Genomic DNA, 26,184 nt, shown 5'->3' with positions numbered 1-26,184 from the left:
TCATGGCGAGACGGGCCGCCGGCAGTTCAGCGGTGGTGGTACTCCTCGTCGGTGACGTGGTCGCCCCACTCGGACTCCGGACCGGAGCCCGGTGCCGGCGCCTCCCACATCGCGAGGTGGGTCATGAAGTGGTCCGGGGCAGCACCGTGCCAGTGCCACTCCCCCGGTGGCGTGTAGATGGTGTCGCCGGGCCGGATCTCGATGATCTCGCCACCGCGGGACTGGATCAGGCCGACGCCGTCGGTGACGTGCAGGGTCTGACCGACGGCATGGGAGTGCCAGGCCCGCCGGGTTTCCGCCGACGGTCGACCGTCGGCGTTGGTCGAGCCGGCGCGGGGCGGCGATCGGCTCGGAGCGCCGGCAGGCGCCCGCGGGGACACCGGTGGTGTCCCCACGGGCGGGACCGGTCAGGGCCGGACCAGGACCTTGAGGGCCTCGCGCCGGTCCATCGCGCGGTACGCGTCGGGTACCTCGTCGAGGCTGACGGTGCGGTCGAAGACCTTGCCGGGATCGACCGTGCCGTCGAGGATGCCGGGCATCAGCTCGTCGATGTAGGCGCGAACCGGGGCGGGCCCGCCGGTGAGGGTGAGGTTGCCCCCGAACATGCCCCAGCCGATCGGCCCCTCGTCGTACTGCGGCACGCCCACCCGGCTGATCACACCGCCGTGGCGGACCACGCCGAGCGCCTGCTCGTAGGCCGGCTTGTAGCCGACCGCGTCGAGCACGGCGTGGGTACCGTCGCCGCCGGTCAGCTCCCGCACCTTGGCGATGCCCTCCGCACCGCGCTCGGCCACCACGTCGGTGGCGCCGAACTCGACGCCCAGGTCGGTGCGGACCTTGTGCCGGCCCATCAGGATGATCCGCTCAGCCCCCAGCTGCCGGGCCGACAGCACCGCGAGCAGACCCACCGCGCCGTCCCCGATCACGGTGACCGTGGTGCGCGGGTTGACGTTGGCGCGCTTGGCGGCGTGGTAACCGGTGCCGTAGACGTCGCCGAGGGTCAGCAGCGACGGCAGGAGGGCGGAGTCCTCACCGACCGGCAGCTTGACCAGGGTGCCGGCCGCCTGCGGGACGCGGATCAGCTCGGCCTGGGCCTGGCTGAAGAACCCGCCGTGGCGGCAGGAGGTCTGCACGCCCTCCCGGCAGAAGTCGCAGGTGTTGTCCTGGAACGCGAAGGACGCCACCACCAGGTCGCCCTTCGTCAGCCCGGTCACCTCCGAGCCGAGCTCCGCCACGACGCCGAGGAACTCATGGCCCATCTGTGTCCCCTGCTCGGACGCCGGCATGTTGTGGTAGGGATGCAGGTCGCTGCCGCAGACACAGGTCCGCACCACTCGGACGATCGCGTCCGTGGGCTGCCGCAACACCGGGTCCGGGAGCTCCTCCACCCGTACGTCACCGGCGCCGTACATCAACGTTGCTCGCATCGCGTTTCCTCTTCAGGTTGTCGTCCCGCGGTCGGCCCGAGCCGTCACCACGCTGGATCACTATCCCCGCCAGGCGTGGGTCGCACCCGCGTAAACAGCCAGCAAACCGGGAGCGAGGGCGATCAGGGAGAGCCTGTCGTTCCGGGTACTGCCAGAACCTCCCAGGCCGGCCCGGGCGGACGTAGCGTCGAGGACGTGGACAGCCGAACCGAGATCCGCGACTTCCTGACCTCCCGCCGGGCCAGGATCACGCCCGAGCGGGCGGGGCTGCCCGCCTACGGCGGCAACCGGCGGGTGGCGGGGCTGCGCCGCGAGGAGGTCGCGCTGCTGGCCGGCGTCAGCGTGGATTACTACACCCGGCTGGAGCGGGGCAACCTCAGCGGTGTCTCCGAGAGCGTGCTCGAGGCGATCGCCCGGGCCCTGCAACTGGACGAGGCCGAACGGGCGCACCTGTTCGACCTCGCCCGGGCGGCGAACACCACACCCGGCACAGCCCGGACCCGTCGCCGGCCGACCCAGCAGGTGCGGCCGGGGGTGCAGCGCATCCTGGACGCGATGACACAGGCGCCGGCGTACGTGCGCAACGGGCGGCTCGACGTGCTGGCCGCGAACCAGCTGGGCCGGGCGGTCTTCGCGCCGCTCTTCAACGCCTCGACGCGGACGCCGAACATCGCCCGGTTCATCTTCCTCGACCCCGCCGCCCAGGAGTTCTACGTCGAGTGGGAGAGCCTGGCCGGCGACACGGTGGCGCTGCTGCGGGCGGAGGCCGGCCGTGACCCGTACGACCGGGCGCTGTCGGACCTGGTCGGGGAACTCTCGACCCGCAGCGACGTCTTCCGCACCTGGTGGGCCGCGCACAACGTGCGCCTGCACCGCAGCGGCACCAAGCACCTGCACCACCCGGTGGTCGGGGACCTGACGCTGGCATTCGAGTCGATGGACCTCACCGCCGACACGGGTCTGCGGCTCAACGCCTACAGCGCCGAGCCGGGCTCGCCGTCGCAGGAAGCCCTCAACCTGCTCGCCAGCTGGACGGCCGCTCCGCACGTCCGGTCCGCCACCGGCCAGGGCGACTGACCCGGCCCAGGGAGCCAGCCGCCCGTCGGCTCAGGTCGCCACCTTTCGCAGGGCTTCGGCAAGCTGCTTGAGGTCGAGGCCCGCCAGGTGGCCGAGGAAGTGCCGGCGTACGGCGGCCAGGTTGGTGGGTGTCCCGCTCGGAGTGCTGTCCGGGCCGGTCGCGGCGGTCGGCCTGGAGCGCGCGCTGACGGTGTGGACCGACCAGATGGCGCTGCTGCCCTGGGGCCTGTCCCGCATCCTCGGCATCACCGTCTACCTGGGCATTCCCGCCGGCCTCCCGGGGTACGCCGCGGTCGCCGGAGCCGCCCTGGCCGCCGTCGGTCTGCTGCTGTCGGTCGGTCGCGGCCGGCAGCCAGCCTGACGGCTCGCGTCGGGGACTTCTGTTAGGGCTCTTGACAGCTTTGTCATGCGCCGCGAACGTTGGCGAAATCTCCAACCGGGTGCGCGACCGTCGCATTCGGCCGTCCCCTCTGGAGGTTTCCGCATGAGGCGTAGTAGACGCAGGCTCCTGTTGCCGGTCGTGGTGATGGTGAGCCTCGCGGTCCCCGCCGTACCGCCGCCCGCGCTGGCGGCCGAAGCGCCCGCCACCGACTTCTCCACCTCGCTGGAGGCCGGCGATCCCCAGCCGACCTGGATCAACACCACCGAGACCGACGCCGGCGGCGCCGAGAAGACCTCAGGGGTGACCGGCAGCCCGGTCAAGGGAATCCCCGGCAACCTGGCCGGCCGGATCACCGAGGTCACCGCCAACGCGGAGAACCCGCCCAGCGAGACCGCGGACCGGGTCATCGACGGCAATGTCAGCACCAAGTGGCTGGCCTTCACGCCGACCGGCTGGGTACGGGTCCGACTCGACGCCCCGGTCGCCGTCGTGCACTACGCGCTGACCTCCGCCAACGACGCACCGGAACGCGACCCGAAGGACTGGACCCTGCAGGGCTCCGCCGACGGCGAGAACTGGACCACCCTGGACACCCGGACCGGACAGCAGTTCACCGAGCGCTTCCAGACCAAGGAGTACCGGTTCGACAACGCCACCGCGTATCCCTACTACCGGCTCAACGTCACCGCGATCGTCGGGGGCGGCATCACCCAGCTCGCCGAGCTTCAGCTCTCCAACGGCGACACCACTCCCCCGCCACCCAGCAACATGCGCACCATGAGCAGCGGCGGCCCGGTCAACGGCCCGACCATGAAGCCGAACGTCGGCTGGACCGGGGTCCGCGCGCTGCAGTACTCCGGTGGGCAGACCGTCAGCGGGCGGGGGTACGCGTACAACAAGGTCTTCGACGTCGACCTCACGGTGACCGACCGGACCGAGCTGTCGTACGTCATCTTCCCGGAGCTGACCGGGCAGGACCTGGACTACCCGAGCACCTACGCGGCGGTGGACCTGGCCTTCGACGACGGCACCTACCTCAGCGAGTTGGGCGCGGTGGACCAGCACGGCTTCGGGCTGAGCCCGCAGGCGCAGGGTGAGTCCAAGTCGCTCTACGCCGACCAGTGGAACGTCAAGCGGTCCCGGATCGGCGCGGTCGCCGCCGGCAAGCGCGTCGACCGCGTCCTGCTGGCCTACGACAGCACCACCGGGACCGGCCTGTTCAACGGCTGGGTCGACGACATCCGGATCACCGGCAACCCGGCCGAGGTCGACAAGCCGCGCCCCTCCGAGCACGTGCTCACCACCCGCGGCACCAACTCCAGCGGCAGCTTCTCCCGGGGCAACAACATCCCGGCGACCGCGGTGCCGCACGGCTTCAACTTCTGGACCCCGATGACCAACGCGGGCTCCATCAGCTGGCTGTACGACTACCAGAGCCGCAACACCGCCACCAACCGCCCGGCCCTGCAGGCGTTCACCGTCAGCCACGAGCCGAGCCCGTGGATGGGTGACCGGCAGACGTTCCAGGTGATGCCGTCACCGGCCACCGGGGTACCCGCCGCCGGCCGGTCCGCCCGGGCGCTGCCGTTCGGCCACGAGAACGAGGTGGCGAAGGCGCACTACTACGGGGTCACCTTCGACAACGGCCTCAGGACGGAGCTGGCACCGACCGACCACGCCGCGCTGTTCCGGTTCACCTTCACCGGCGACCAGGGCAACCTGATCTTCGACAACGTCAACAACAACGGCGGCCTCACCCTCGGCACCGACGGCGTGGTCAGCGGCTACTCGGACGTGCGCAGCGGGCTGTCCAACGGCGCCGGCCGGATGTTCGTCTACGGCGTCGTCGACGCCCCGGTCACCGCCAGCGGCCGGCTCACCGGCGGCGGTGGGGCCAACGTCACCGGCTACCTGGCCTTCGACACCCGGCAGACCAAGACGGTCACGTTGCGGATCGCCACCTCGCTCATCTCCGTGGAGCAGGCCCGGCGCAACCTCGAGAACGAGATCGGCCGCGACGACACCCTCGAAACCGTCCGCGAGCGCGCGCAGCGGCTCTGGGACGACAAGCTGCGGGTGATCGAGGTCGAGGGGGCCACCGAGGACCAGCTCACCACCCTGTACTCCAACCTCTACCGGCTCTCGCTCTACCCCAACTCCGCGCACGAGAACGTGGGCACGCCGGAGGCGCCGGTCTGGAAGCACGCGGTGCAGTCGACCACGTCGAGCACGATCCCGGCCGGTACCACCCCCACCCGGACCGGCGCCCCGGTCGTGGACGGCAAGGTGTACGTCAACAACGGCTTCTGGGACACGTACCGCACCACCTGGTCGGCGTACACGCTGCTCGACCCGGACACCGCCGGCGAGCTGGTCGACGGGTTCGTGCAGCAGTACAAGGACGGCGGCTGGGTGTCGCGCTGGTCGTCGCCCGGGTACGCGAACCTGATGACCGGCACCAGCTCGGACGTGTCGTTCGCCGACGCGTACGTCAAGGGCGTGCGCAACTTCGACGTCAAGGCCGCGTACGAGGCGGCGGTGAAGAACGCCACGGTCAGCCCGCCGGGCAGCAACCCCAACAACACCAGCGTCGGGCGTAAGGGACTCCAGACGTCGATCTTCCAGGGGTACACCGCGTCGGACGTACCCGAAGGGGTCTCCTGGGCGCTGGAGGGCTACATCAACGACTTCGGCATCGCGAACATGGGCGCGGCGCTCGCCGACGACCCCGCCACCCCGGAGGCCGACCGGGCCCGCTACCGCGAGGAGTCGGAGTACTTCCGCAACCGGGCGCAGAACTACGTGCACATGTTCGACCCGCACGTGGACTTCTTCCAGGGTCGGGACGCCGCCGGGAAGTGGAAGTCCACCCCGGCGGAGTACGACCCGCGGGTCTGGGGCCACGAGCACGACTACACCGAGACCAACGGTTGGAACTTCGCGTTCCACGTCCCGCAGGACGGCCAGGGCCTGGCCAACCTGTACGGCGGTCGGCAGCAACTGGCCGACAAGCTGGACGAGTTCTTCCGCACCCCGGAGACGGCGAAGTTCCCGGGCTCCTACGGCGGCACCATCCACGAGATGATCGAGGCCCGGGACGTCCGGATGGGCATGTGGGGCTTCAGCAACCAGGTGGCCCACCACATCCCGTGGATGTACACGTACGCGGGGCAGCCGGCGAAGACGCAGGCCAAGGTCCGGGAGGCGCTGTCGCGGATGTACCTCGGCAGCGAGATCGGCCAGGGTTACGCCGGCGACGAGGACAACGGCGAGACCTCCGCCTGGTACCTCTTCAGCGCGCTCGGCTTCTACCCCCTCCAGGTGGGCAGCGGGGACTACGTGATCGGTTCACCGCTGTTCCGCAAGGCGACGGTGCACCTGCCCAACGGCCGGCAGATCGTCGTCAACGCACCGGAGAACAACGCCCGCAACGTCTACGTGCAGGGGTTGAAGGTCGACGGGCAGACCCACCGGAAGTCCTCGATCTCGCACGGCGAGCTGGCCGACGGCGCGGTACTGGACTTCGAGATGGGCGAGTACCCCTCGTCCTGGGCCACCGCGGCCGACGACCTGCCGACCTCGCTCAGCAAGCCGGGCCCGGTCGCCCGGCCGCTGGCGGACATCACCGTCACCGGCGGGGCCGCCGCGCTGCGGGACGACAGCTCGGGTACCACCGCCGCGGTCGACGACCCGGTGCAGTGGAAGGCCTCCGGCACCCCGGAGCAGGTCACCCACTACACGCTCACCTCCGGCAACGTCGCCGGAGACCTGCACGGCTGGCAGCTCAAGGGGTCGTACGACGGCCGTCACTGGACGGTGCTCGACGACCGGTCCGGGGAGTCGTTCCCCTGGCGGTCGCAGACCCGGTCGTTCCAGGTCGACCAGCCCGGCCGGTACGCCCACTACCGGCTGGAGGTGACCGCCGCCGACCCGGCCGCCACGCTCGCGGAGGTGGAGTTGCTGGCGAAGCCGTCGCCGGCCTGCACCTCCACGATCACCGGGCGGCGGGACGCCGCGCTGACCGTCACGTCCGGCGTGACGTGCCTGACCGGCGCGACGATCAACGGGACGGTGACCGTACAGCCCGGTGCCGCGCTGTACGTGCGGGGTGGCGTGCTCTCCGGCGGGGTGTCGGCCAGCGGTGCCGACGCGGTGATGCTGCACGGCGTGACCGTGCGGGGTGGCGTCACCGTGGCCGGTGCCACCGGCGAGGTCGCCATCGAGGGAAGTCAGGTCGCCGGCGCGGTCGGCCTCATCGGCAACGCGGATCCGGTGCTCGCCGCCAGCACGGTCACCGGCGCGCTGTCCTGCGCCGACAATGTACCGACGCCTCGCGACAACGGCCTGCCGAGCACGGTCACCGGTGGCTCCTCGGGGCAGTGCGCCCCGCGCTGACCGGCGAAATCGGGGCGTCCGGCGAACCGCCGGGCGCCCCGAACCCTGCCCGCCGGCCGGCGACAGGTCACCGGCCTCCCTCGGCCAGCTCGGCGAGCATCCCCTCGCAGCTGCGGACGACGACCTGCGCGCCCCGCCGCTGGGAGAGCCGGAGCAGGGGATCCTCCGCGCGGTTGCGCCACTGCCACTGCGCGTCGGCGGCGACCTCCCAGAGCCGCTGTACCGGTGCGTCGTGCTCCAGGCCGAGTCGGGCGGCCAGGCCGACCCCGTCACCGCCGACCAGGCGTTGCGCCTCCGCCGCCAGCTCGGCGTCGAACCCGAGCCGGGTGGTCCGCAGCGCCGCGAGCAGGCGCAGCTCCCGGAACTCGTGGGCACCGGCGAGGATCTGCTCCACCGCGCTGAGCAGTTCCCCGGTGCCCGGGCCCGGCTCGGCCTGCAGCAGCGCCTCCACCGCGGCGAGCGCGGAGCGCGCCTTGAGCGTGTCCCGTCGGTCGACGAAGAACCGGCTGATCGACTCGCGCAGCTCGGTCAGGCCGCTGCGCCGGATGAGTTCGGCGGCCAGCTTGCCCCGGCTGTCGCAGCCGCTACGGACCAGGGTGGTCGCCAGCCGGACCCCGATCAGGCCGAGCCGGTTCAGCAGCGCGGCGCGTACCTCGGTGTCCAGCCGTACCGGCAGCTCGGCGCGGACGAACCGGTCGGCGGAGAGCAGGTGCGGGTCCAGCTCCTCCCGCGACACCTGGGCCAGCTGCGCGAGCGCGGCGAAGTCCGATTCGCTGAGCACCCGTCCGGCGAGGCCGAGCAGCCCGCTGCACGCCACCAGGTTCACGCAGAGCGCGTCCACCCGGGGGTCGCGGTGCTGCCGTCGGGCGAGCTGGCGGGCGGTGAGCAGCCCGTCGATCCGTCCGCCGCCGGTCTCGTCCACCCGGGACAGCACCAGGATCACGTTCACCGGGGCGGCCTGCCCGACCCGGCTGTCCCGGGTGGACTCCAGCACCCGCAGGTCGGTGCCGCGACCGTCGCGGGTCAGGTACAGCACCGCGTCCGCGTCCCGCAGCACCCGGTCCATGACCGGCGCCCGGCCGTGCTCGTCGGCGCCGATGATCGCGGGCGTGTCGATCAGGGTGACCTGTCGCAGCGCCCGGGTCGGCCACTGCACCACGATGTCGCGCAGCTCGCCCTCGCGCCAGCCGACGAGGTCCACCCGCATCCCGGTCGCCGACTTGAGCACCGTCAGCTCCTGCGGGGGTTGGCTGCTGGAGTAGGCGGTGGCGCGCGGCTGTGGACCGTCCTCGTACCAGGTGAAGACGCCGCTGCCGTCCGGGCCGTCGATCGGCGCGACCTCCTCGCCCATGATCGCGTTCAACACGGTCGACTTGCCGGACCGCCACGGGCCGGCGACCGCGATCCGCAGCGGTTGCTCCAGCCGGGCCAGCTGGTGCCGGAGGTGACCGGTCGCGCGGGGGTTGTCCCGGTAGAGCTGGAGGGCCTGATGCAGCAGCCCCCAGACCGCCTCGTCCAGCCGCAGGCCGACCGTCATGCCCGGGGCTCCAACGGCGCCGGGGCGGGCCGGGCGGCCGTCAACTGCTGGGCCTGCTCGTAGACGGCGGCCAACCGACTCATCTTCAGCCGGATCTCGCGCTGGCGCTGCTCGCGGGCGGCCGCGTCGGTGTCGGCGGCCTGCTTCGCGGTACGGAACGACTGGACGATGGCTTCCTGCAACTCCTCGGTCAGCGCGGTGAAGTGGTCCCGGAGCATCCGCTGCACCTGCCGAGCGGTGTCCCGACAGTCCTTGGTCGTCCGGACGAAGAAGTCGTCGACGTGCCGCTGGATCGCCGTCTTGGCGCTCGCCTGGCGGCGGCGGAGCAACTGCCTGCTCTCGTCCCGGATGCTCTTGCCGCCGAAGAGCGCACCGGCGCCGATCGAGACCGGGTTGATCATCGGCATGCCGGCGAGGGTCATCGCCAGCCCGAACATCAGCAGGCCACCGTACGAGCCCTTCATGCCCGTGATCACCTTCTGGCTCGCGGTGAACCGGTCGACGGTCGGCCGCTCCATCTCCGGCAGCCGGTCCACGAGATCCTCCGGCACGGTCATGGACCAGGGCGGCAGCACGTCGTAGCCGTACCGGGCGAAGTTGCCGGCGACCCGCCGGGCGGCAAAGTCGCAGCGCTGGGCCAACCACTCGTGGTTGGCCTCGGCGGCCTCGACCAGGCTGCGCTGCAACCACTCCTGGAAGGTGTCCCAGGAGACCAGCGGGTCGGCCGTGTCGAACGCCTCGTCGACCATCCGCAGGATCTGCCGGGTCCGGTCGCGCAGGTCGTACTCGATGTCGGACAGCAGGTCGGCCATCTCGTCGGCGAGGGTGTTCTGCCAGCGGGTGGAGCAGCGGCGCAGCTCGTCGACCTCACGCTGGGCCGCGTGCAGCCGGGAGATCGGGCCGGACTGTTCCTCCGCCTCCCGGCTCTCCAGCTCGGCGCGCAGCGGCGCGGCGAGCTGCTCCACCACGGTGCGGGCGATCATCGCGACCGAGGCCCGGGCCAGCACGTCGCCCTTGCCGGCCAGGTCCCGCTGCAGGCGGGCGATCAGCTGCGGGAAGCCCGACTCGGCGTTGAGGCCGTGGTCGTCGGTGACCGCCGCGCGCAGGCGCAACGCCGCCGAGACCGGGATCAGCGCCGCCGGCACGCCGGCCTCGGCCAGGTGCTGCCGGTTGCGCTCGGCGACCGCGCGCCAGTCCGGCACCAGGTCGATCTTGGTCTGCACCACCGCCACGTTCGGGTGCGACCGGGTGACGTGCAGCAGCATGTTCAGCTCGGCGACGGAGAGTTCCCGGGTGGAGTCGGAGACGACCAGCACCGCGTCGGCGCGGTTCAGCGCGGCGACCGGGGCGCCGGCACCGATCAGGGCCACCTCGTCGGTACCGGGCGTGTCCACCAGCACCAGTCCCGCGCCGAGCAGCGCGCGCGGCAGTCCGATCTCGACGTACGCCGGGCCGCCGCCGGACCGGCGCCCCAGCGTGCCCGCCACCCCCGCCGCGATCTGGTCCAGCGGTACCGGCGTCCGCTCGGCGGTCGTCGGGACGGCGGCGCCGGCGGGTCGCCCGGGAGCGGACGCCGCCTGGAGCACCGTGGCCGACGCGACCTCGGCGTGCTGCACCACGGTCGGCAGGACGGTGGTGCGGCCGTCGCCGACCGGGCACACCGGCGCGTTCACGATCGCGTTGACGAGTTGACTCTTGCCCTGGTGCGGTTCGCCGACGACCAGGACGCGCAGCTTCGGGTCGAGCAGCTGGGCGCGCTTCTGCCGGACCGCCTGAAGCAGGTCCGCCCGCCCGTGTTCGCGGCACGTACGGGCGATCCCGTCGAGCGCGTCCAGCCAGATCCCCGCCATCACCGCACCAAGTGTGCGGATTTCGGATTAATTATCAAGTGGAGAATTGAGCGAGAACAGGCGGAAAGCCGGATCGCCCGTGACGATCCGGCTTTCCGCCACCGCGGAACCTCGATCAGAGCAGGCCGTCGCCGAGACCCAGCAGCCCGCCGCCGGCCGCCCCGTCGGCGTGGTGACCGGCGTCGTTCACACCGCCGGTGACGTCACCGGTCACGCTGCCCACCGTGCCGGTGACGCCGGAGACGACGCCGTCCACCTGGTGCGTCACGCCGCCCACCGTGGTCGACACGTCGACGTGCGGGACCAGGCCGCCGGAGCCGCTGACGCCGAGCCCGCCCAGGGTGTCGGTCACGCCGAGCCCGCCGAGGGTGTTGTCGACGCCGAGCGAGTCGACGACGCCGCCGACCTGGCCGTAGGTGCCGGGAAGCGCGCCGTCGAGCAGGCCGTCCGGGGTGCCGAGCAGGCCGGCGTCGGTGCCGTCGAGCAGGGCGTCCGGGGCGCCGCCGACGCCGGCCACGTCGCCGACCGCCGGGTCGGCCACGGTGTCCACCGCGCCCACCACGTCGGCGTCGAGGGTGTGGGCCACGTCGTGCACCCCGATCAGGTCGGTTGCGATGCCGTTCGGCCCGATGCCCACGCCGATCCCGGGCAGCACCGTCGCCCCGGCGGCGATGCCACTCGGGTCGACGGCGATGGCGCCCAGCACGCCGGCCTTGACGTCCACTCCGGAGTAGGAGCTGCTGATGGTGATGTCCTGCGGCACGGTCTGGAGCTGGGCGACCACGTCGGTGGTGTCGGTCAGCAGCGGGTCGACCCCGAGCTGCCCGGCCACCGGGGCCACCGGGGCCAGCCCGTGCACCGGGGCGTAGTCCACGACCAGCGGGACGACGTCCTGCACGTCGGCGGCGGTGATGTCGGTGAGCCCGGCGGCCTGCAGCGCGCCCTCCGGGTCGAGGTCGAACGCCGACCTGGCGTCCGGGTTGGTCAGCAGGTTGAGCACGAAGTCGTGCAGGGTCTGGTCCATGTGCCGGTTTCTCCTCGGACGTTGGCGTCAGCGACCGTGATCGTCGACAGGGACGCTATGGCCGTGGGCCGGCATGGGTCATCGGGGATCGGCCCGCAATCCGCCCCGCCGGATTAGGGTGCTCACGGCCTCGTACGTTAGGGGGACTGGGGGAACCGGGCCGGCCAGATTTAGGGTCCCGATGCCGGAGCGATCTCTGGTACGAACGTAGGAGCCCACGGGGTGTCGCCGGGGGTGGGTCGCCGCACGTGCCGACACCGTCGCCACCGGCCGGCCAACTCACGGTGAAGGAAGATTGCGGATGCCGTACGTCCTGGGGATCGACATCGGAAGCACCAACACCACGGCCAGCGTGGCGCGGCGACGGGGTGCGACCTGGGCGCGACCCGAGGTGGTCGCGCTGGACGGCGGGTCGGTGACCGTGCCGTCGGTGTTGCACCTGGCAGGCGACGGGACGCTGGTGGTCGGTGAGCCCGCCGTCGAGGACGGGAGCCGGACCGCACGCGGGTTCGTCCGCCGGGTCGGCGACGACGTTCCCCTGCTGCTCGGCGGCGAGGCCTGCCCGCCGCAGATGCTGACCGCGCTGCTGGCGGCGTGGGTGGTGGAACGGGTCCTCGACTGGGAGGGTGAGCCCGCCGAGGCCGTCGTGCTCAGCCACCCCGCGGGCTGGGGTCGGCACCGGCGCGAGCTGCTGCACGAGGCGCTGTGGCAGTTCGGCCTGGGCAACGTGACGCTACTGCCCCGTACGGTGACGGTGGCGGAGAGCCACGCGGCGCGCGGCTTCCCGGGCAGCGCGGCGGCCGTCTACGCCCTGGGCGGCAACACCTTCGAGGCGGCCCTGGTCCGCCGCACCCCCCGCGGCACGTACGAGACGTTCGGCCTGCCGCAGGGGCTGGACTGGATCGGCGGCGCCGACTTCGACGAGGCACTGGCCGAGCACGTGCGTACCGTGCTCACCCGGGAACTCGCCGGGGCCGGACCTCGGCAGACGCACGCCACGCTGCGCGCGCTGCTGCCCGAGTGCGACCGGGCCAAGCGGGACCTGACCGTCGGCACGGAGACCGACGTGCTGCTGACCCTGCCGACCGGGCCGGTCCGGGTGCCGGTGAGCCGGGTGCGGTTCGAGGACATGATCCGGCCGGCCGTGCAGGCGACCGTCGAACTGCTGACCCGGACCGTCCACTCCGCCGGGCTGCTGCCGGCGCAGCTCGACGGCGTCCTGCTCGCCGGCGGCTCCACCCGTATCCCCCTGGTGGTCGAGCTGCTCGCCGCGGCCTTCCCGGTACCGGTGGAGGTGGAGCCCGATCCGCAGCTGACCGCCGCCACCGGCGCGGCGCTGGCCGCCTGCCAGGTGGTGTCGCCCCGCCCGCGCCGGCCGGAGCCGGACCGCGGGGCCACCCCGGCCGTCGAGGCCGGACGGGCCGCCGCGCCGGCCGTCCCGGCGCAGCGGGTACCCGACCACGACCGTTCCGCCCGCAGCGAGCCACCACCCCGTCCCCCGGTCCGGATCACCCCGCTGGAACTGCCGAAGGCCTCCCGCCTGGTGCTGGCCCGCGGTCGGGGACGTGAAGGATGACCACCATGATCATGAGCAGCGTCGCCGGGTCCGGCCTGGTGCTGGACCGGGGGCCGCAGGCCCTGCTCGACGCGGTCGCGGCCGATCCGGACGCGCCGCTCGCGCTCGGTGTGACCGGGCCGGGCGGCCACGGCCGCAGCGCGTACCTCCAGGAGCTGGCCCGGGTCTACCGGCGGGCCGGGAGCACCGTGCTGGAGGGTGCCCCCGACCGACCCGACCCGATCGAGCCGGACGCCGTGCTGGTGGTCGACGACGCGCACCTGCTCGACGACGCCCGGCTCGGAGCGCTACGCGAACTGGTGGTCACCCGCCGGCACCGCCTCGCCGTCGGCTACCGGCCGTGGCCCCGACCGGCGGCGCTGGTCGAGCTGGCCGACGCGCTCCGGCGGGACGGGCACCTGGTGCTGCTCACCCCGTTCACCCGGGAGCGGACCGCCGCCTACCTCAGCGCCGTGCCAGAGGTCGGCCGGCGGCCCGACCTGATCGACTTCGTGCACGGACAGACCGCCGGCGTCCCCCGCGACGTCGAGCGGCTGGTCCGCAGCCTGCGGGGGACGGAGCTCCCGGCGGGCGTACCGACCGAGCCGCCCCGGCAGGCCGTCCTCCAGTTCGGACCGGACCTGGAGGACCTGGCGCCCGACGTCCGCCGGCTCCTGCTCGCCGTCGCCGCCGGCGTACCGCTGCCGGTGGACCTGCTCGGGACGCTGCTCGGCCGGGAGCCCGGTGACGTGGACGAGCTGATCGCCGCGACCCGGGCGGCCGGCCTGCTCGGCGCGGACGGCCGGCTCGCCCCGATCGTGCGGCGCGCGGTGACCGCGCTGAGCCCGGCCGCCGACCGCGGCGCGGTGTGGCGCCGGCTCACCGAGCTGCAGCTCGCCCGCGGTGGACCGGTGCTTCCGCTGGTCCGCTCGCTGTACGCGGCGCACGTGGCCGCCGACTGTCCGGCACCGACGCTGGAGGCCGCGGCGGAGGAGGCGCTGGCCGGCGAGCCGGCCCTCGCGGCGGAGCTGTTCGCGGCGGCCACGGCCGCCGGACGGCCGGCCGCGGTCCGGCAGGCCGTGGCCGCGGCCCTCGCCGGCGACCTGGACACCGCCCTCCGGCTGGCCGACCGACTCCTCGCCACGGCCGCCCCGGCCGACCGGGCGGAGGCGGCGGTGGTCGCCGCAACCGCGCTGGCGCACCGCGGTCAGGTCGGTCGCAGTGTCGAGCTGTACCGATGGTCGGGTAGGCCCTCGGCGGAGTCCTTCGCCGCCGTCGGCGCGCTCGCGGCCGGCCGCCCGGCCGACGGGACGCCCCCGTCCGGGGACGACCGGGCGGATGGACCGCCCACCCTGCACGCCAGCGCTGCCCGGCTGATGGCCGAGGGGATCCGCGACAGCGTCAGCGGCCCACCGACCGCCGCGCTCTCCACCCTCGTGCAGGCGGCCGCGCTGCTGGAGCCGGCCGGCCGGGCGGCGCTCCTGCCGGACAGCCCGGCGGCGCTCGCCGCGTTGACCGGCCTGCACTGCGGCGAACTGGACATCGCCGAGCGGGTGCTCGACCGCGCCGCCACCAGCGGGACGGGCGGCCCCCTGCTGGCCCGCCGCCACCGGTTGCTGCAGGCGTGGATCGCGATGGTCCGGGGCCGTACCGTCGTCGCGGCCGACCACCTCGCGGCGGTGACCGGCGACGGTCGGCCACTCGAGTCCCGGGACCTGCTCTTCGCCTCCGCGCTGGAGCTGGGAATCGCCCGGCGCAACAGCGACCTCGGCGCGCTCCAGCGCAGATGGGGGCACGCGCTGGAGGCCGTCGTCCGCCACCCCGTCGATCTGTTCACGCTGCTGCCGCTGGGCGAGCTGGCCATCGCCGGGGCCCGGCTGGGCGACCTCGGCCGGCTGGAGCCGTACCTGCGGGAGGCACACCTGCTGCTGGCCCGGCTCGGTGACCCACCGCTGTGGAGCGTGCCCCTGCACTGGAGCGGACTGCACGCGGCGATCCTGGCCGAGGAGCCGGCGGTCGCCGACGGCCACGTGGCCGCCCTGCTCGCCGCCGCGGACCACAACCGGTACGCGGCCGTGGTCGCCGCGGCCGCCGCCGCCTGGGTGGACGTGCTGCGCGGGATGGTCGACCCGGTCCGGGTGGAGGCCGCCGCCCGCGGTCTGCACGATGCCGGTCTGTGCTGGGACGGCGCCCGCCTGGCCGGGCAGGCAGCGATCCGCACCTCGGACCGGCGGGCGATGACCACGCTGCTCGACTGCGCCCGGATGCTGCAGGGTCGGCCGGCGGGGGCGAAGGCCGGGCAACAGCCGGCCTCCGTCGACGCCCTCGCCGGTCCGGCCCCGCACCGGCTCAGCGACCGGGAGCGGGAGGTCGCCGAGCTGGTGCTGGCCGGGTTGACCTACCGGGAGATCGGGGACCGGCTGTTCATCTCCGCCAAGACCGTCGAGCACCACGTCGCCCGGATGCGGTCCCGGCTCGACTGCGCCAACCGGACGGAGCTGCTGGCCCTGCTGCGGACGATCCTGGCCGACCGGTCGCGCCAGGCGGCCGGGCAGCCCTGGCCGGAACGGTCCGCGTCGTGAGCCAGACCCGGACCGACGACCACGGCATGCGGACCCGGCTCGTCGCGCTGGCGGTCGTCCTGATCACGCTCTGGTCGTACGCGGCGTATCTGACCGGCCGGGACGCGGCCGACCTGCTCCGGGTACGGGCGCTGGCCCAGGCTCTGGGCCAACCCACCGACCGGCTGATCCTCGAACTTCAGGTCGAGCGCCGGCTCACCGCCCGGACGGTCGCCGACGGCGGACGGGCGGGTTCCGCGCTGGCCGGCGCGCGCGACGGCACCGACCGTGCGGTCGCCGGGCTCCGCGCCTCCGCCGCCGACGACCTCGGGCTGCTCACCGCCGGCGTCCGGGAGCGGGCCGACGAACTCATCCGGCAGCTGGGTGGGTTGGCCGGCCTGCGGGCGGTGGCCGACGCCGGCCGGGCTGACGCGGTCGCCGGCTACGACCGGCTGATCGACACCGCCTTCACCGTGTACGGCCCGGAATGGAGCGTGCGGGACAGCGAGCCGGCCGCCGAGACCCGTGCGATCGTCGCGCTGGCCCGGGCCCGGGAGCTGCTCGCCCGGGAGGACACCCTGCTCACCGCCGCGCTGTCCGGCGGCCGGATCGCCGCCGACGGCCGGCGCCGCCTCGCCGAGCTGGTCGCGAACCAGCGGTACGCCCGCGGCGAGGCCGTCGCCGGACTGCGGGCGGCCGACCGGAACCGCTACCAGGCGCTGGTGGACGGCACCCGCTTCACCGGCCTGCTGTCCCTGGAGGACGCGCTGCTCCGCGCCGACGACGGCCAGCCGGTGGTCACCGAGGAGGACTGGCGCGCGACGGCGGACGCGGCCCTGACCGGGCTGCACGAGTTCGTGCGGGCCACCGCCCGGGACAGCGCCGAGCGGGCCACGCCGGACGCGGCCCTGGTGGTTGTACGCACCGGCGCCGTGCTGGGGCTCGGCCTGATCACGGTGCTCGCCCTGCTCCTCACCTGGACCGGCACCGTCCGCCGGCTGCTCGGGCGGCGGGACTCCTCCGCGCTGCCGGCCGGACCCGACCTGACCGAGCACGCCACCCGGGAGCTGTTCCTGCGGCTCACCCAGCGCAACCAGGTCCTGCTGCGCGACCAGCTCACCCTGCTCGACGCGATGGAGCGGCGGGAGTCCTCGGCGGAGGAGACCGGCGACCTGTTCCAGCTCGACCACCTCGCCGCCCGGCTCCGGCGCAACGTCGAGAAGCTGATCATCCTCGCCGGCGCGACGCCGGCCCGGCGTTGGCGGCGGCCGGTGCCGCTGCTGGAGGTGGCGCGCGGCGCGATGGCCGAGGTCGCGGACTACCAGCGGGTGCTGGTCGCACCGCACTGGCCCTGGTCCCTCGCCGCGCCCGCCGTCACTCCGGTCGTCCACCTGCTGGCCGAGCTGATCGAGAACGCACTCCGGTGCTCACCGGCGGACACCACGGTGCGGGTCGCCGGTGAGCCCGAGGCGGGGGGCTGCGCCATCGTGGTCACCGACGACGGACCGGGCCTGAGCGTGACCGACCTGGCCGAGGCGAACGAGCTGCTGGCCGACCCGCCGGCCGCCGGCCCGCCCGTCGGCCGGGCCGGGCTCCACGCCGCTGCGCTGCTCGCCGCGCGCTGCGGCGCCCAGGTCTCGCTGCGTCCCGGCTCGCGCGGCGGCACGGCGGCGGTCGTGCTCCTCCCCGCCGGCCTGGTCACGCCGACCGCGCCGCAGCAGGCAACCGTCGGGCCGCACCCCGCTCCGATGCGGGAGCCCGGCGAGAACGGCGACGAACTGCCGGTGCCGGCCCACGGTGGACCACAGCCACCCCGGCTCGACGTCGCCGAGCCCACGCAGATGCCCGCCACGACCGCAGCAGAGGACGACAGATGATCCCCCACAATGGCGCCCCCGACGATCTGGAACGGTCCTCGACAGCGACGAGCGGAGACAGCGATGCCGACCGCCGGCGAACCTGACGAGGCGTGGTACGACGACGACGCCGGGCTCCTGGCCCGGCCGTACGTGGTGACCCGCGCGGCCGGCGCGGACGACGGCCGGCGTCTCGACCTCATCACCGTGGTCATGGCCCGGGCTGCGGTTCCCGCGGCCACGCCGCTCTTTCCCGAGCAGGCGCGGATCCTCGAGCTGTGCCGGCGTCCACTGTCGGTGGCGGAGGTCGGCGCGCAACTGGACCTGCCACTGGGTACGGTTCGGGTACTGCTCGGCGAGCTGCTGGACGCCGGGCTGATCGAGACGCACGTGTCGCCGACGCTGTCCGAGCTGCCGTCCCGGGAGCTACTCGAAGCGATGCTCACCGGGCTCCAGGCGCTGTGATTGACGGCGTGGGCCGGGGACGCGCGTACGGTGAAGGATCTGAGGGAGAAGAGCACGTGCCGTCATCACCGCCCCAGCCACGGCGGACCGTAGCGGTCATCCTGCTCGACCGGACCGTGGCCCTGGCCGGGCACGCGCGGCGCGCCATCGGCGACCTCGGGGTCTCGTCCCGGCGTACCCGGGTCCTGCTGGCCGCCTCGCTGGTGGTCCTGGTCGCGACGACGGCGTCCGTCGTCCTGGTCCTGCGGACGCCGGAACGGCTGGCCCCCGTGGCCCTCGACCCGCCGCCGGACGTCGCCCTGCCCACGGACCCCGCGGTCGGTGGGCCCGACCCGCAGGCCAGGCCGGCCGCCTCCGCCCCGGCGGCGACGAGGCGGACGACGACCGCGGCGGGCCCGCCGGTCGGCGCGGCGGCCCCGCAGGCCACCACGCCGTCCGCGCGCACCCCGTCAGCGGCGGCGGGATCGAGCACCCCGGCGTTGCGCGCCGCCTTCGCCATCGAGGAGCGCGCCCTGCTCAGCTACGGCGCCGACGTGACCATCAGCAACGGCGGCCGGACGAGGGTGACGAACTGGACCCTGGTCATCACCCTGCCTCGGGAATCCCTCGAAATCTCCTCGGTCAGCGGCGCCCGAGCCACCCGCGCGGGCGCGATCTGGACCTTCGTGCCGGACGAGACGACCGCGGAGGTGGCGGCCGGCAGCTCCGTCCAGGTCACCTTCCGGGTCAGCGGCGCGCCGATCAGCTCGACTCCCACGGCCTGCACCATCGACGGCGCGGCCTGCACCGGCCTGCCCGACTGACTGCTGCCGGCTGCCGGCTCGTGGCATCAGCGGCGGCCCGCCCCGGTCGGGTGACGCCGACCGAGCAGACGGCGGTGCGCCGTGATCGATGGCTAGGCTCAGCGACGTTGCGTCGCGGCAACGGAACACCAGCTGACCGCTCCGCTCGCACGGTAGCCGCTTGCCTGACCCGGCTGCACGGCGGCGACAGCCGCCGTCGATTCCTCTGGTGGATGCGGAGGGCGTCTGATGGACCCGGGCATGTTCCCGGCTCCGCTCTGGGCCTGGGCCGCGATCGGGGCCGTCATCGCCGTCATGCTCGCGGTGGACGTGCTCTCCCACCGCGACAACCACGTGATCGAGCTGCGGGAAGCGCTGATCTGGAGCGGCGTCTGGATCGCCGCCGGACTGGCCTTCGGCCTGATCGTCTGGGTGGGGTGGGGCGGCGAGCCGGCGGTCGCGTACTACTCCGGCTACCTGCTGGAGAAGGCGCTCTCCGTCGACAACGTCTTCGTCTTCGCGCTGCTGTTCGGCTACTTCCGGGTGCCCGAGGAATACCAGCACAAGGTGTTGTTCTGGGGTGTGGTCGGCGCGCTCGCGTTCCGACTGGTCTTCATCTTCGCCGGGGCGGAACTGCTGCACCGGTTGACCTTCGCCGGTTTCGCACTCGGGGCGTTCCTGATCTGGACCGGGTGGCGCCTGGCGGTGCGCGGCGAACCCGACGTCGACCCCGACCGCAACGTCGTGGTCCGGTTCTTCCGACGGGTGGTGCCGACCGAGCAGCGGTACCACGGCGACCGGTTCACCGTCCGGGTCGACGGCCGGCGGCGGGCAACGCTGCTGCTGGTGGCGCTGGTGGCGATCGAGGCGACCGACGTGGTGTTCGCGATCGACTCCGTGGCGGCGATCCTGGCCATCACCACCAACACCTTCCTCGTCTGGACGGCGACGGCGTTCGCCGTGCTGGGCCTGCGCAGCCTCTACTTCTGTCTGGCCGGACTGCTGCGGCACTTCGGCCACCTGCGTTACGGGCTGGCGGTGCTACTGGCGTTCGCCGGGGCGAAGCTGATCCTGGCCGAGACGCCGGTGGGCACGCTGCCGCTCTGGCTCACCCTGCTGGTGGTGGTGCTGACCCTGTCGGTGTCGATCGGCTGGAGCGTGCTGTCGGCCCGCCGGGACCGGCGCCGGCACGCCGGCGGCTGAGGAGCTGCGCGTCACTTGGCGTAGTAGAAGTCGGCGGCCTCCCCCGCTCGCGCCGGCGCCTTGATCTGCAGCGCCTTCCCGTGGCCGCTCATCGTGGTGGTCATCGTCAGCTTCGGGCCCTCACTGGGAGTGAGCTCCACCCTGATCGAGGTGACCCAGCCCCGGTCGTCGGTCGTGATCGTGAACGGCGACAGGGGCATACCGATCGAGACGATGCTCGGCGCGCCCACGGGGAGAAACGACTCCACGTCCTTACCGTCGGGGTCGAAGCGTCCGGTCCAGGAGTGCGGGCCGGTCCGCCGCACCGAGGTGATCGTCGAGGTGAACGTATTCAGGCCGGTCGGGTCGGCACAGTCGAAGCGCAGGAAGGGGTCGTCCCGCTTCACCCGCTTCAGGTCGACGTGCACCCAGTCCTTCTCGTCGGACGGCCGTACGTAGCTGTCGGTCCCGATCACGATCCGGCTGCCCGCGGTGGGGTACTTCCCGCCGGTGACCGCGATCGTCGACTGGAAACGGCGTGCCTTCGGGTCGAAGACACCGGTGCCCTTGACGGTCTCCCCCTCGGGCAGCTCGCCGCGCACCGCGTACCGGTGGGCGACGCCCTGCGACCGCTGCAACGTCTCGACCAACTCGGCCCGAGCGGTGTCGGGCGTCGGAGACGGCGCGGCGTTGCCGGCCCGGACCGTCGGCTCGGCCCGGGTGGGCTCCGCCGACCCGGTGCACCCACCCACGACGAGCAGGACGCCGGCCAACCCCAGCGTGAACAGTGTGGTGCGGTGTCTCATGGTGGTTCCCCCGTGGCGGTCGGCCGGGTGGCCGGAACGAGGGCACGATAGCGAACGATCGGTGCTGGTGATGGCCCCTAACCCGGCCGTACTCGGTCGGCCGCCTGCTCCGCGAGCCAGTCGTCGAAGGTCGTGGGCGCTATCCGGACATCCGGTCCCGGCAGTAGCACGTTTCCTGCCATGTCCGGGCCGAGGATCGCCTCCCACGTGGGGACGATCTTCATGTCACGTCCCCACACCTGGTGGGTCCGGCGCGCCATGTCCACGAGGTCGTGACGATCGGGGCCGGCCACACCAGGGTGGCGTCCCTGCGGTGGGCCACCTGCGACCGCTGTCAGGAATTCGCCGACGTCGGCCGGCGCGATCGGCTGGACGAGCAGTGGCGCGAGGTAGGCAGTGCCATCCCGTTCGGTCCAGCTGGCCACCGTCGCGCCGAAGTCGAAGAACTGGGTGGCGGGCACGATGGTCCACGGCACCGGTCCGGTGGATACCAGCCGCTCCTGCTCGCGCTTGCCCGAATAGTGCGCGGTTCCCGCGATGCGGTGTACCTCGACGATCGAGAGCAACACGTGGTGTCGTACCCCCGCCTGCTGCTCCGCTCTCAGCAGGTTCTGCGTGGTGGTGGCGAAGTACTTCGCCGTGGCCTCGCGGTCGGCGGGTGGCGCGCTGATCGCATCGACGACGACGTCGACGCCGCTCAGGGCCTCGTCCAGCCCCCGTCCGGTCAGCAGGTCGACGCCGTGCGACCGGCTGATGGGTACCGGGTCGTGCCCGTGACGGTGCAGGGCCGCCACGGTGAGGGACCCGATGTTGCCGGATGCGCCGGCGACCGCCACCCGCATGGTGCGCTCCTGTCTCAGACCCGCTGCGAGGCGCAGCGGACGTGACGACCAGACGCGGGATCACCGGCCGTACCTGGCGAGCCAGGAGATGACCGGCCCGCGCGGCGAGCGCCCCGATGAGTGGTCGTCCGATGTCGAGCCGGACGGCCCGCCCGACCGCACCCGCTTGGCGAGCGGGCTCGATGCGATGACACCGCGGAAGTCAACGGCCTCGCCCTGACCTACAGGGTAGGGGCGGTCGAGGTGCCGCATGGCGGGAATCAGGATGCCCACCGTGAGGTCCGACCCGGCGCCCTGGCCACTTCGATTCCCGCTGGCGGTACGGCCACCAATGCAGGTCTGGCGACCCCGGTCCGTGCCTGCCGAGGACGAACATCGAAGATGTCAGGATTCAGGACGATCCGCGGCTGTCTTGGGCAATTGCTGCGGCCGGGAGGATGGCCGATACTCGCTGGAAGTCCTTCTTCGCTGGGATGGGCCGACATGGATCTCGTCCAACTGAGGGCCGCGCTTGACCGACGAGGCGTCTCGGCGCGGCGGTACAGCCTGAGCGGCGGACTTCCGAACGGCGGGTTTGGCGTTGATCACGACTCCACTGGCTGGACCGTGTACTACAGCGAACGCGGCCGGCGCTGCTACGTCATAGAGAACTACCGCTCCGAGAACGACGCTTGCCACCGCCTATGGGACCTGATCACAGATGGGCAACCGTTCCCCGAAGATCCGCGGAACGCGCGCTGACCTGTCCGGTGTGAACGCCGTCGCCGGTCAACAGGGTGACCGTGGCGGAGGAGGGCGGCAGCGTGGCCGGGGCACCCGGCAGGGAAGCGGCCGCGGTCGGCGCGCCGCTCACCGGCGGCGCCGACCAGGGCAGGAACCGATTTCACGAGCATCAGGCTCCCCGGCCCGCTCGGGTACGCGGGGCAGGTACGCAGATGTGTGGATGGGGGCCCGGCGGTCCAGACGTGCGGGCCCCGTACCGAAATCAGCGGCAGTGACCCAGGTCACTCGGGATGAACTTTCACGAGCCGGTCACGTCCGGAGCACCCGGATACCTCTCGCGTTCATCCAGGGAGAATGATGCGTTCAATTCGCAAGATATCGGCGCTGGCACTGGTGGTGCTGGGCGTCTCGGCGGTGGCTCCGGGCGGTCCGCCGGCGTCGGCGCAGCCCCGGGCCGCGAAGCCGACGACCACACCCGCGGTCGCGTCCAAGCCCCGGACGGTCACTCTGCTCACCGGCGACACCGTCCACGTCAGCACCGTGGACGGCCAGACGGCTGTCGACGTCGTGCCCGGCAAGGGACGGGAACGAATCCCGTTCATGACCCACAGCGCCGGCAAGGACGTGCGGGTCATCCCCGCCGACGCCGTCGGCCTGCTCAACCGGGGCAAGCTCGACGAGCGGCTCTTCGACATCTCGACGCTGGTCGAGTTCGGCTACGACGACACCCGGGCCACCCTGCCGCTCATCGTCCAGCACGGCGGCGCCACCCCCGCCGGCCTCGCCGGCGCCCGGACCACCCGCAAGCTCTCCGGGGCGAGCGCTGTCCAGGAGAACCGCGCGGACGCGGTGTCCTTCTGGAACAACGTCACGTCCACCGCGAGTGGCAGCGAGCGGCAACTGCGGGCCGGGTTCGACAAGATCTGGCTCGACGGGCTGCGCCACCCCACCCTCGACGTCAGCGTCCCGCTGACCGGCGCGCCGCAGGCCTGGCAGGCCGGCTGGACGGGATCGGGGGTGAAGGTCGGCGTGATCGACACCGGCGTCGACCAGACCCACCCCGACCTGGCCGGCCACGTCGCCGCCGCGGAGAACTTCACCGCCGACCCGGACACCCTCGACCGGATCGGCCACGGCACCCACGTCGCCTCCACCATCGCCGGCAGCGCGGCCGCGTCGCAGGGCCGTTTCAAGGGCATGGCGCCCGGCGCGACCCTCTACAGCGCCAAGGTCTGCATGGAGGAGGGCTGCCCGGAGTCGGCGATCCTGGCCGGCATGACCTGGGCGGCGGAGCAGGGCGTCAAGGTCGCCAACATGAGCCTCGGCGGCCCGGACAGCCCGGGAACCGACCCGATCGAGGCGGCCCTGGCCGACCTCACCCACCGCTACGGCATGCTCTTCGTCGTCGCCGCGGGCAACAACGGCGAGGCCGGCGAGTCCACGGTGAGCTCGCCCGGCAGCGCGGCCGAGGCGCTGACCGTGGGCGCCGTGACCAAGACGGGCGAGCTGGCCGAGTTCTCGAGCCGGGGTCCGCGCACGAGCGACGCCGGCATCAAGCCGGACATCACCGCGCCCGGTGTCGGCATCATCGCCGCCCGTAGCTCGACCTCCGACCTGTGGCCGAACGACGAGAACCCGCAGTACGCCAGCCTCTCCGGCACCTCGATGGCGACTCCGCACGTGGCCGGCGCGGCGGCGATCCTGACCCAGCAGCACCCGGACTGGTCGCCTGAGCGGATCAAGTCCACGCTGATGGCGGCCGCCCAGCCGAACGCCGCCATCGGTGTCTACGAGCAGGGCGCCGGCTTCCTCGACGTCGCCCGCGCGATCCAGCAGACCGTCACGGCGAGCCCGGTCAGCGTCGCCTTCGAGCGGACCACCGCTGCGCAGCAGAGCACGATCACGTACGCGAACAGCGGCTCTTCGGCCCTCACCCTGGCGGTCTCCCTCGACGCGAAGGACGCCGACGGCACCCCGGCGCCGGCCGGCCTGTTCAGCCTCAGTGCCTCCTCGGTGACGGTCCCGGCCGGCGGCACGGCCACCGTGACCGTCACCGTGCAGGCCGGCACCGATCTACCCGACCGCTACTTCGGCGGTGAGGTGACCGCCACCGGCGGCGGCGCGCAGGTGCAGACCCCGGTCGCGCTCGACGTCGCCCGCCACCAGCTGTCCCTCAAGCTCGTCGGGCCGGACGGCGGAGCGCCCACCCCCGAGCAGGGCTGGGTGACCGTCCTGACCGACCTGGACCGGCAGACCATCATGGTGCTCGACGACCCCGCGGCCACCAGATACCGGGTTCGCGCGGGCCGCTACCTGGTCCAGACCTACCTGGTGACCGGCGACGACCAGGGCCTCCCGCATGTCACCACGCTGGTACGCCCGAGCCTCGACCTGACCACGGACCAGGCGCTCACCATGGACGCCCGCCTGGCGAAGCCGATCGCGGTGTCGGTGCCGAACCCGAAGGCCACCGCGGTCCACCAGGAATTCGGCTGGACGATCCGGACCGAGCAGCCGCAGATCTGGGGCAGCAACGACCTGTACGGCGTGCTGATGAACATCCCCTTCGATCACCTGCGGACCGCGCAGATCGGGGCCGGCGAGACGCCCGGCTTCGTCTCCTACGTCAACGGCATGTGGGGCCAGGTGGCCCAGGACGGCAGCCTGCACAACAGCCCGTACGCCTACCGGGTCTACCTCTATGAGCCGAAGAAGATGATGACCGGGCTGACCCGCAAGCTGCGCGCGGGGGACTTCGCCACGGTCCGCTCCCAGATCAGCGCGGACGTGGCCGGCGTGCCGGTTGCACGGACCGCGGTCGCGCACGCGCCCGGCAACTCGCCGATCTACCGCGACGAGCGCAACATCCCGCCGAGCTTCACCTACGACGTGCCGAGCACCATCACCGAGTACTACAACCAGGACAAGCAGGCGGTGTGGCAGTCGACCTCGGCCCAGCTGAGGTACACGTACTACCAGTCGCCGTGGACCAGCTTCCAGCCCGGGCGCACGTACACGGTGAAGTGGGCCAACGCGGTGGCCGGACCGGTCTTCCCGGAGCCCAACTTCGGCCAGCAGTTCGCCACCCGCTACTGGGGCGACCTGATCGGTGGGCCGGGGCCGCTGCACGGCGACGGCACCGGACACATGGGCTTCCGACACGTTCGCGGCGGCAGCGTGCAGGTGAGCCTGTACCACAACGGGGTCAAGGTCGGCGACGCGAACGAGACGCCCTGGGTGTGGAACGTGCCTGCGGAGACGGGTGACTACCGGCTCGCCGCGACGTTCCGCAGCGACCCGGCGTTCACCCTGTCGACGGTGGTCGACGCGGAGTGGACCTTCAAGTCCGCGCACGTGAGCGACGGCGAACTGGTGAAGCTGCCGATGACGGCGATCCGGTACACCCCGGAGCTCGACATCGACAACCGAGCGCCGGCCGGCCGGCGGTTCGCGATCCCGGTCTCGCTCGACCGTCAGATCGGGGCGGCGCCGGGCCAGACCACGAGCTTGACCGTCGAGGCGTCCTTCGACGACGGCAAGACCTGGCAGCCGCTGACCGTGCGACGGTCCGGCGAGAAGGCGGTCGCCTGGGTGCGCAACCCGGCCGGCACCGGCTTCGTCTCGTTGCGGGCCGCCGCGACGGACACCAGCGGTAACACGGTCAAGCAGACCGTCATCCGCGCCTACCGGTACTGAGAACGGGCCCCGGACGCGGCGCCC

General features: G+C 72.9%; 17 protein-coding genes. 10 read left to right on the top strand and 7 right to left on the bottom strand.

Annotated elements, in window-relative coordinates:
* Positions 1-26 precede the first annotated feature (26 nt).
* On the bottom strand, positions 27-380 hold the full coding sequence (locus tag ACTWM8_RS10070) for a cupin domain-containing protein (protein WP_446213566.1): 354 nt from the start codon (positions 378-380) through the stop codon (positions 27-29).
* A gap of 27 nt (positions 381-407) precedes the next feature.
* Positions 408-1,427 carry an alcohol dehydrogenase catalytic domain-containing protein gene (locus tag ACTWM8_RS10065; protein ID WP_446213565.1) on the bottom strand — a complete coding sequence of 340 codons (1,020 nt, stop codon included), beginning with the start codon at positions 1,425-1,427 and terminating at the stop codon, positions 408-410.
* A 195-nt stretch (positions 1,428-1,622) separates the two neighbouring features.
* Between ACTWM8_RS10065 and ACTWM8_RS10060 the strand changes: the two genes are divergently transcribed.
* From ACTWM8_RS10060 to ACTWM8_RS10050, 3 genes are all read left to right on the top strand, one after another.
* The gene (locus ACTWM8_RS10060; protein ID WP_446213564.1) at positions 1,623-2,504 is read left to right on the top strand and encodes a helix-turn-helix transcriptional regulator; all 882 of its coding nucleotides are present in this window, start codon (positions 1,623-1,625) and stop codon (positions 2,502-2,504) included.
* A gap of 124 nt (positions 2,505-2,628) precedes the next feature.
* Positions 2,629-2,865 (top strand): hypothetical protein, encoded by a 237-nt coding sequence (locus tag ACTWM8_RS10055; RefSeq protein ID WP_446213563.1) that lies wholly within the window; start codon positions 2,629-2,631, stop codon positions 2,863-2,865.
* A 123-nt stretch (positions 2,866-2,988) separates the two neighbouring features.
* Positions 2,989-7,281 carry a GH92 family glycosyl hydrolase gene (locus ACTWM8_RS10050; RefSeq protein WP_446213562.1) on the top strand — a complete coding sequence of 1,431 codons (4,293 nt, stop codon included), beginning with the start codon at positions 2,989-2,991 and terminating at the stop codon, positions 7,279-7,281.
* 67 nt (positions 7,282-7,348) lie between these two features.
* Here the strand turns inward: ACTWM8_RS10050 and ACTWM8_RS10045 are convergent, their stop codons facing one another.
* The 3 genes from ACTWM8_RS10045 to ACTWM8_RS10035 form a co-directional block, all read right to left on the bottom strand.
* Complete coding sequence (locus ACTWM8_RS10045; RefSeq protein WP_446213561.1) at positions 7,349-8,818, bottom strand: dynamin family protein; 1,470 nt, start codon at positions 8,816-8,818, stop codon at positions 7,349-7,351.
* Entirely contained in the window at positions 8,815-10,668 is a 1,854-nt protein-coding gene (locus tag ACTWM8_RS10040; protein WP_446214515.1) for a dynamin family protein, read from the bottom strand. Before ACTWM8_RS10040 ends, ACTWM8_RS10045 begins: the two co-directional genes overlap by 4 nt.
* 115 nt (positions 10,669-10,783) lie before the next feature.
* On the bottom strand, positions 10,784-11,692 hold the full coding sequence (locus ACTWM8_RS10035; protein WP_446213560.1) for an IniB N-terminal domain-containing protein: 909 nt from the start codon (positions 11,690-11,692) through the stop codon (positions 10,784-10,786).
* 301 nt (positions 11,693-11,993) lie between these two features.
* Between ACTWM8_RS10035 and ACTWM8_RS10030 the strand changes: the two genes are divergently transcribed.
* The 6 genes from ACTWM8_RS10030 to ACTWM8_RS10005 all read left to right on the top strand — a co-directional run bounded on the left by ACTWM8_RS10030 (position 11,994) and on the right by ACTWM8_RS10005 (position 20,114).
* The gene (locus tag ACTWM8_RS10030; protein ID WP_446213559.1) at positions 11,994-13,268 is read left to right on the top strand and encodes an Hsp70 family protein; all 1,275 of its coding nucleotides are present in this window, start codon (positions 11,994-11,996) and stop codon (positions 13,266-13,268) included.
* Positions 13,265-15,829: a LuxR C-terminal-related transcriptional regulator gene (locus ACTWM8_RS10025; protein WP_446213558.1), complete on the top strand. Its 2,565-nt coding sequence runs from the start codon at positions 13,265-13,267 to the stop codon at positions 15,827-15,829. The genes ACTWM8_RS10030 and ACTWM8_RS10025 overlap by 4 nt, the downstream gene beginning before the upstream one ends.
* Positions 15,826-17,685 carry a nitrate- and nitrite sensing domain-containing protein gene (locus ACTWM8_RS10020; RefSeq protein ID WP_446213557.1) on the top strand — a complete coding sequence of 620 codons (1,860 nt, stop codon included), beginning with the start codon at positions 15,826-15,828 and terminating at the stop codon, positions 17,683-17,685. Before ACTWM8_RS10025 ends, ACTWM8_RS10020 begins: the two co-directional genes overlap by 4 nt.
* 63 nt (positions 17,686-17,748) lie before the next feature.
* Positions 17,749-18,129, top strand: coding sequence for a DUF742 domain-containing protein (locus ACTWM8_RS10015; RefSeq protein ID WP_446213556.1), 381 nt, complete (start codon positions 17,749-17,751; stop codon positions 18,127-18,129).
* A 56-nt stretch (positions 18,130-18,185) separates the two neighbouring features.
* Complete coding sequence (locus tag ACTWM8_RS10010; RefSeq protein WP_446213555.1) at positions 18,186-18,932, top strand: cellulose binding domain-containing protein; 747 nt, start codon at positions 18,186-18,188, stop codon at positions 18,930-18,932.
* Between the two features lie 240 nt (positions 18,933-19,172).
* Positions 19,173-20,114 (top strand): TerC/Alx family metal homeostasis membrane protein, encoded by a 942-nt coding sequence (locus tag ACTWM8_RS10005; RefSeq protein ID WP_446213554.1) that lies wholly within the window; start codon positions 19,173-19,175, stop codon positions 20,112-20,114.
* An 11-nt stretch (positions 20,115-20,125) separates the two neighbouring features.
* Here ACTWM8_RS10005 and ACTWM8_RS10000 read toward each other — a convergent pair whose 3' ends face one another.
* Both ACTWM8_RS10000 and ACTWM8_RS09995 read right to left on the bottom strand, forming a co-directional pair.
* Complete coding sequence (locus ACTWM8_RS10000) at positions 20,126-20,899, bottom strand: hypothetical protein (protein ID WP_446213553.1); 774 nt, start codon at positions 20,897-20,899, stop codon at positions 20,126-20,128.
* 77 nt (positions 20,900-20,976) lie between these two features.
* The gene (locus tag ACTWM8_RS09995; RefSeq protein ID WP_446213552.1) at positions 20,977-21,741 is read right to left on the bottom strand and encodes an SDR family oxidoreductase; all 765 of its coding nucleotides are present in this window, start codon (positions 21,739-21,741) and stop codon (positions 20,977-20,979) included.
* Positions 21,742-22,821: 1,080 nt separating this feature from the next.
* Between ACTWM8_RS09995 and ACTWM8_RS09990 the strand changes: the two genes are divergently transcribed.
* Positions 22,822-26,160 (top strand): S8 family serine peptidase, encoded by a 3,339-nt coding sequence (locus ACTWM8_RS09990; RefSeq protein ID WP_446213551.1) that lies wholly within the window; start codon positions 22,822-22,824, stop codon positions 26,158-26,160.
* Positions 26,161-26,184 lie beyond the last annotated feature (24 nt).

It is taken from the genome of Micromonospora sp. IBSANI012, from assembly GCF_052814045.1.
Note: the sequence above shows the minus strand (reverse complement) of the source record. Positions and strands in the feature narration are given on the sequence as shown.

Coding starts and splice junctions, on each gene's coding strand:
- ACTWM8_RS09995 (WP_446213552.1), bottom strand. CDS start 21,741: ATGCGGGTGGCGGTCGCCGGCGCATCCGGCAACATCGGGTCCCTCACC.
- ACTWM8_RS10030 (WP_446213559.1), top strand. CDS start 11,994: ATGCCGTACGTCCTGGGGATCGACATCGGAAGCACCAACACCACGGCC.
- ACTWM8_RS10025 (WP_446213558.1), top strand. CDS start 13,265: ATGACCACCATGATCATGAGCAGCGTCGCCGGGTCCGGCCTGGTGCTG.
- ACTWM8_RS10000 (WP_446213553.1), bottom strand. CDS start 20,899: ATGAGACACCGCACCACACTGTTCACGCTGGGGTTGGCCGGCGTCCTG.
- ACTWM8_RS10045 (WP_446213561.1), bottom strand. CDS start 8,818: ATGACGGTCGGCCTGCGGCTGGACGAGGCGGTCTGGGGGCTGCTGCAT.
- ACTWM8_RS10040 (WP_446214515.1), bottom strand. CDS start 10,668: ATGGCGGGGATCTGGCTGGACGCGCTCGACGGGATCGCCCGTACGTGC.
- ACTWM8_RS10015 (WP_446213556.1), top strand. CDS start 17,749: ATGCCGACCGCCGGCGAACCTGACGAGGCGTGGTACGACGACGACGCC.
- ACTWM8_RS10035 (WP_446213560.1), bottom strand. CDS start 11,692: ATGGACCAGACCCTGCACGACTTCGTGCTCAACCTGCTGACCAACCCG.
- ACTWM8_RS10065 (WP_446213565.1), bottom strand. CDS start 1,427: ATGCGAGCAACGTTGATGTACGGCGCCGGTGACGTACGGGTGGAGGAG.
- ACTWM8_RS10050 (WP_446213562.1), top strand. CDS start 2,989: ATGAGGCGTAGTAGACGCAGGCTCCTGTTGCCGGTCGTGGTGATGGTG.
- ACTWM8_RS10005 (WP_446213554.1), top strand. CDS start 19,173: ATGTTCCCGGCTCCGCTCTGGGCCTGGGCCGCGATCGGGGCCGTCATC.
- ACTWM8_RS09990 (WP_446213551.1), top strand. CDS start 22,822: ATGCGTTCAATTCGCAAGATATCGGCGCTGGCACTGGTGGTGCTGGGC.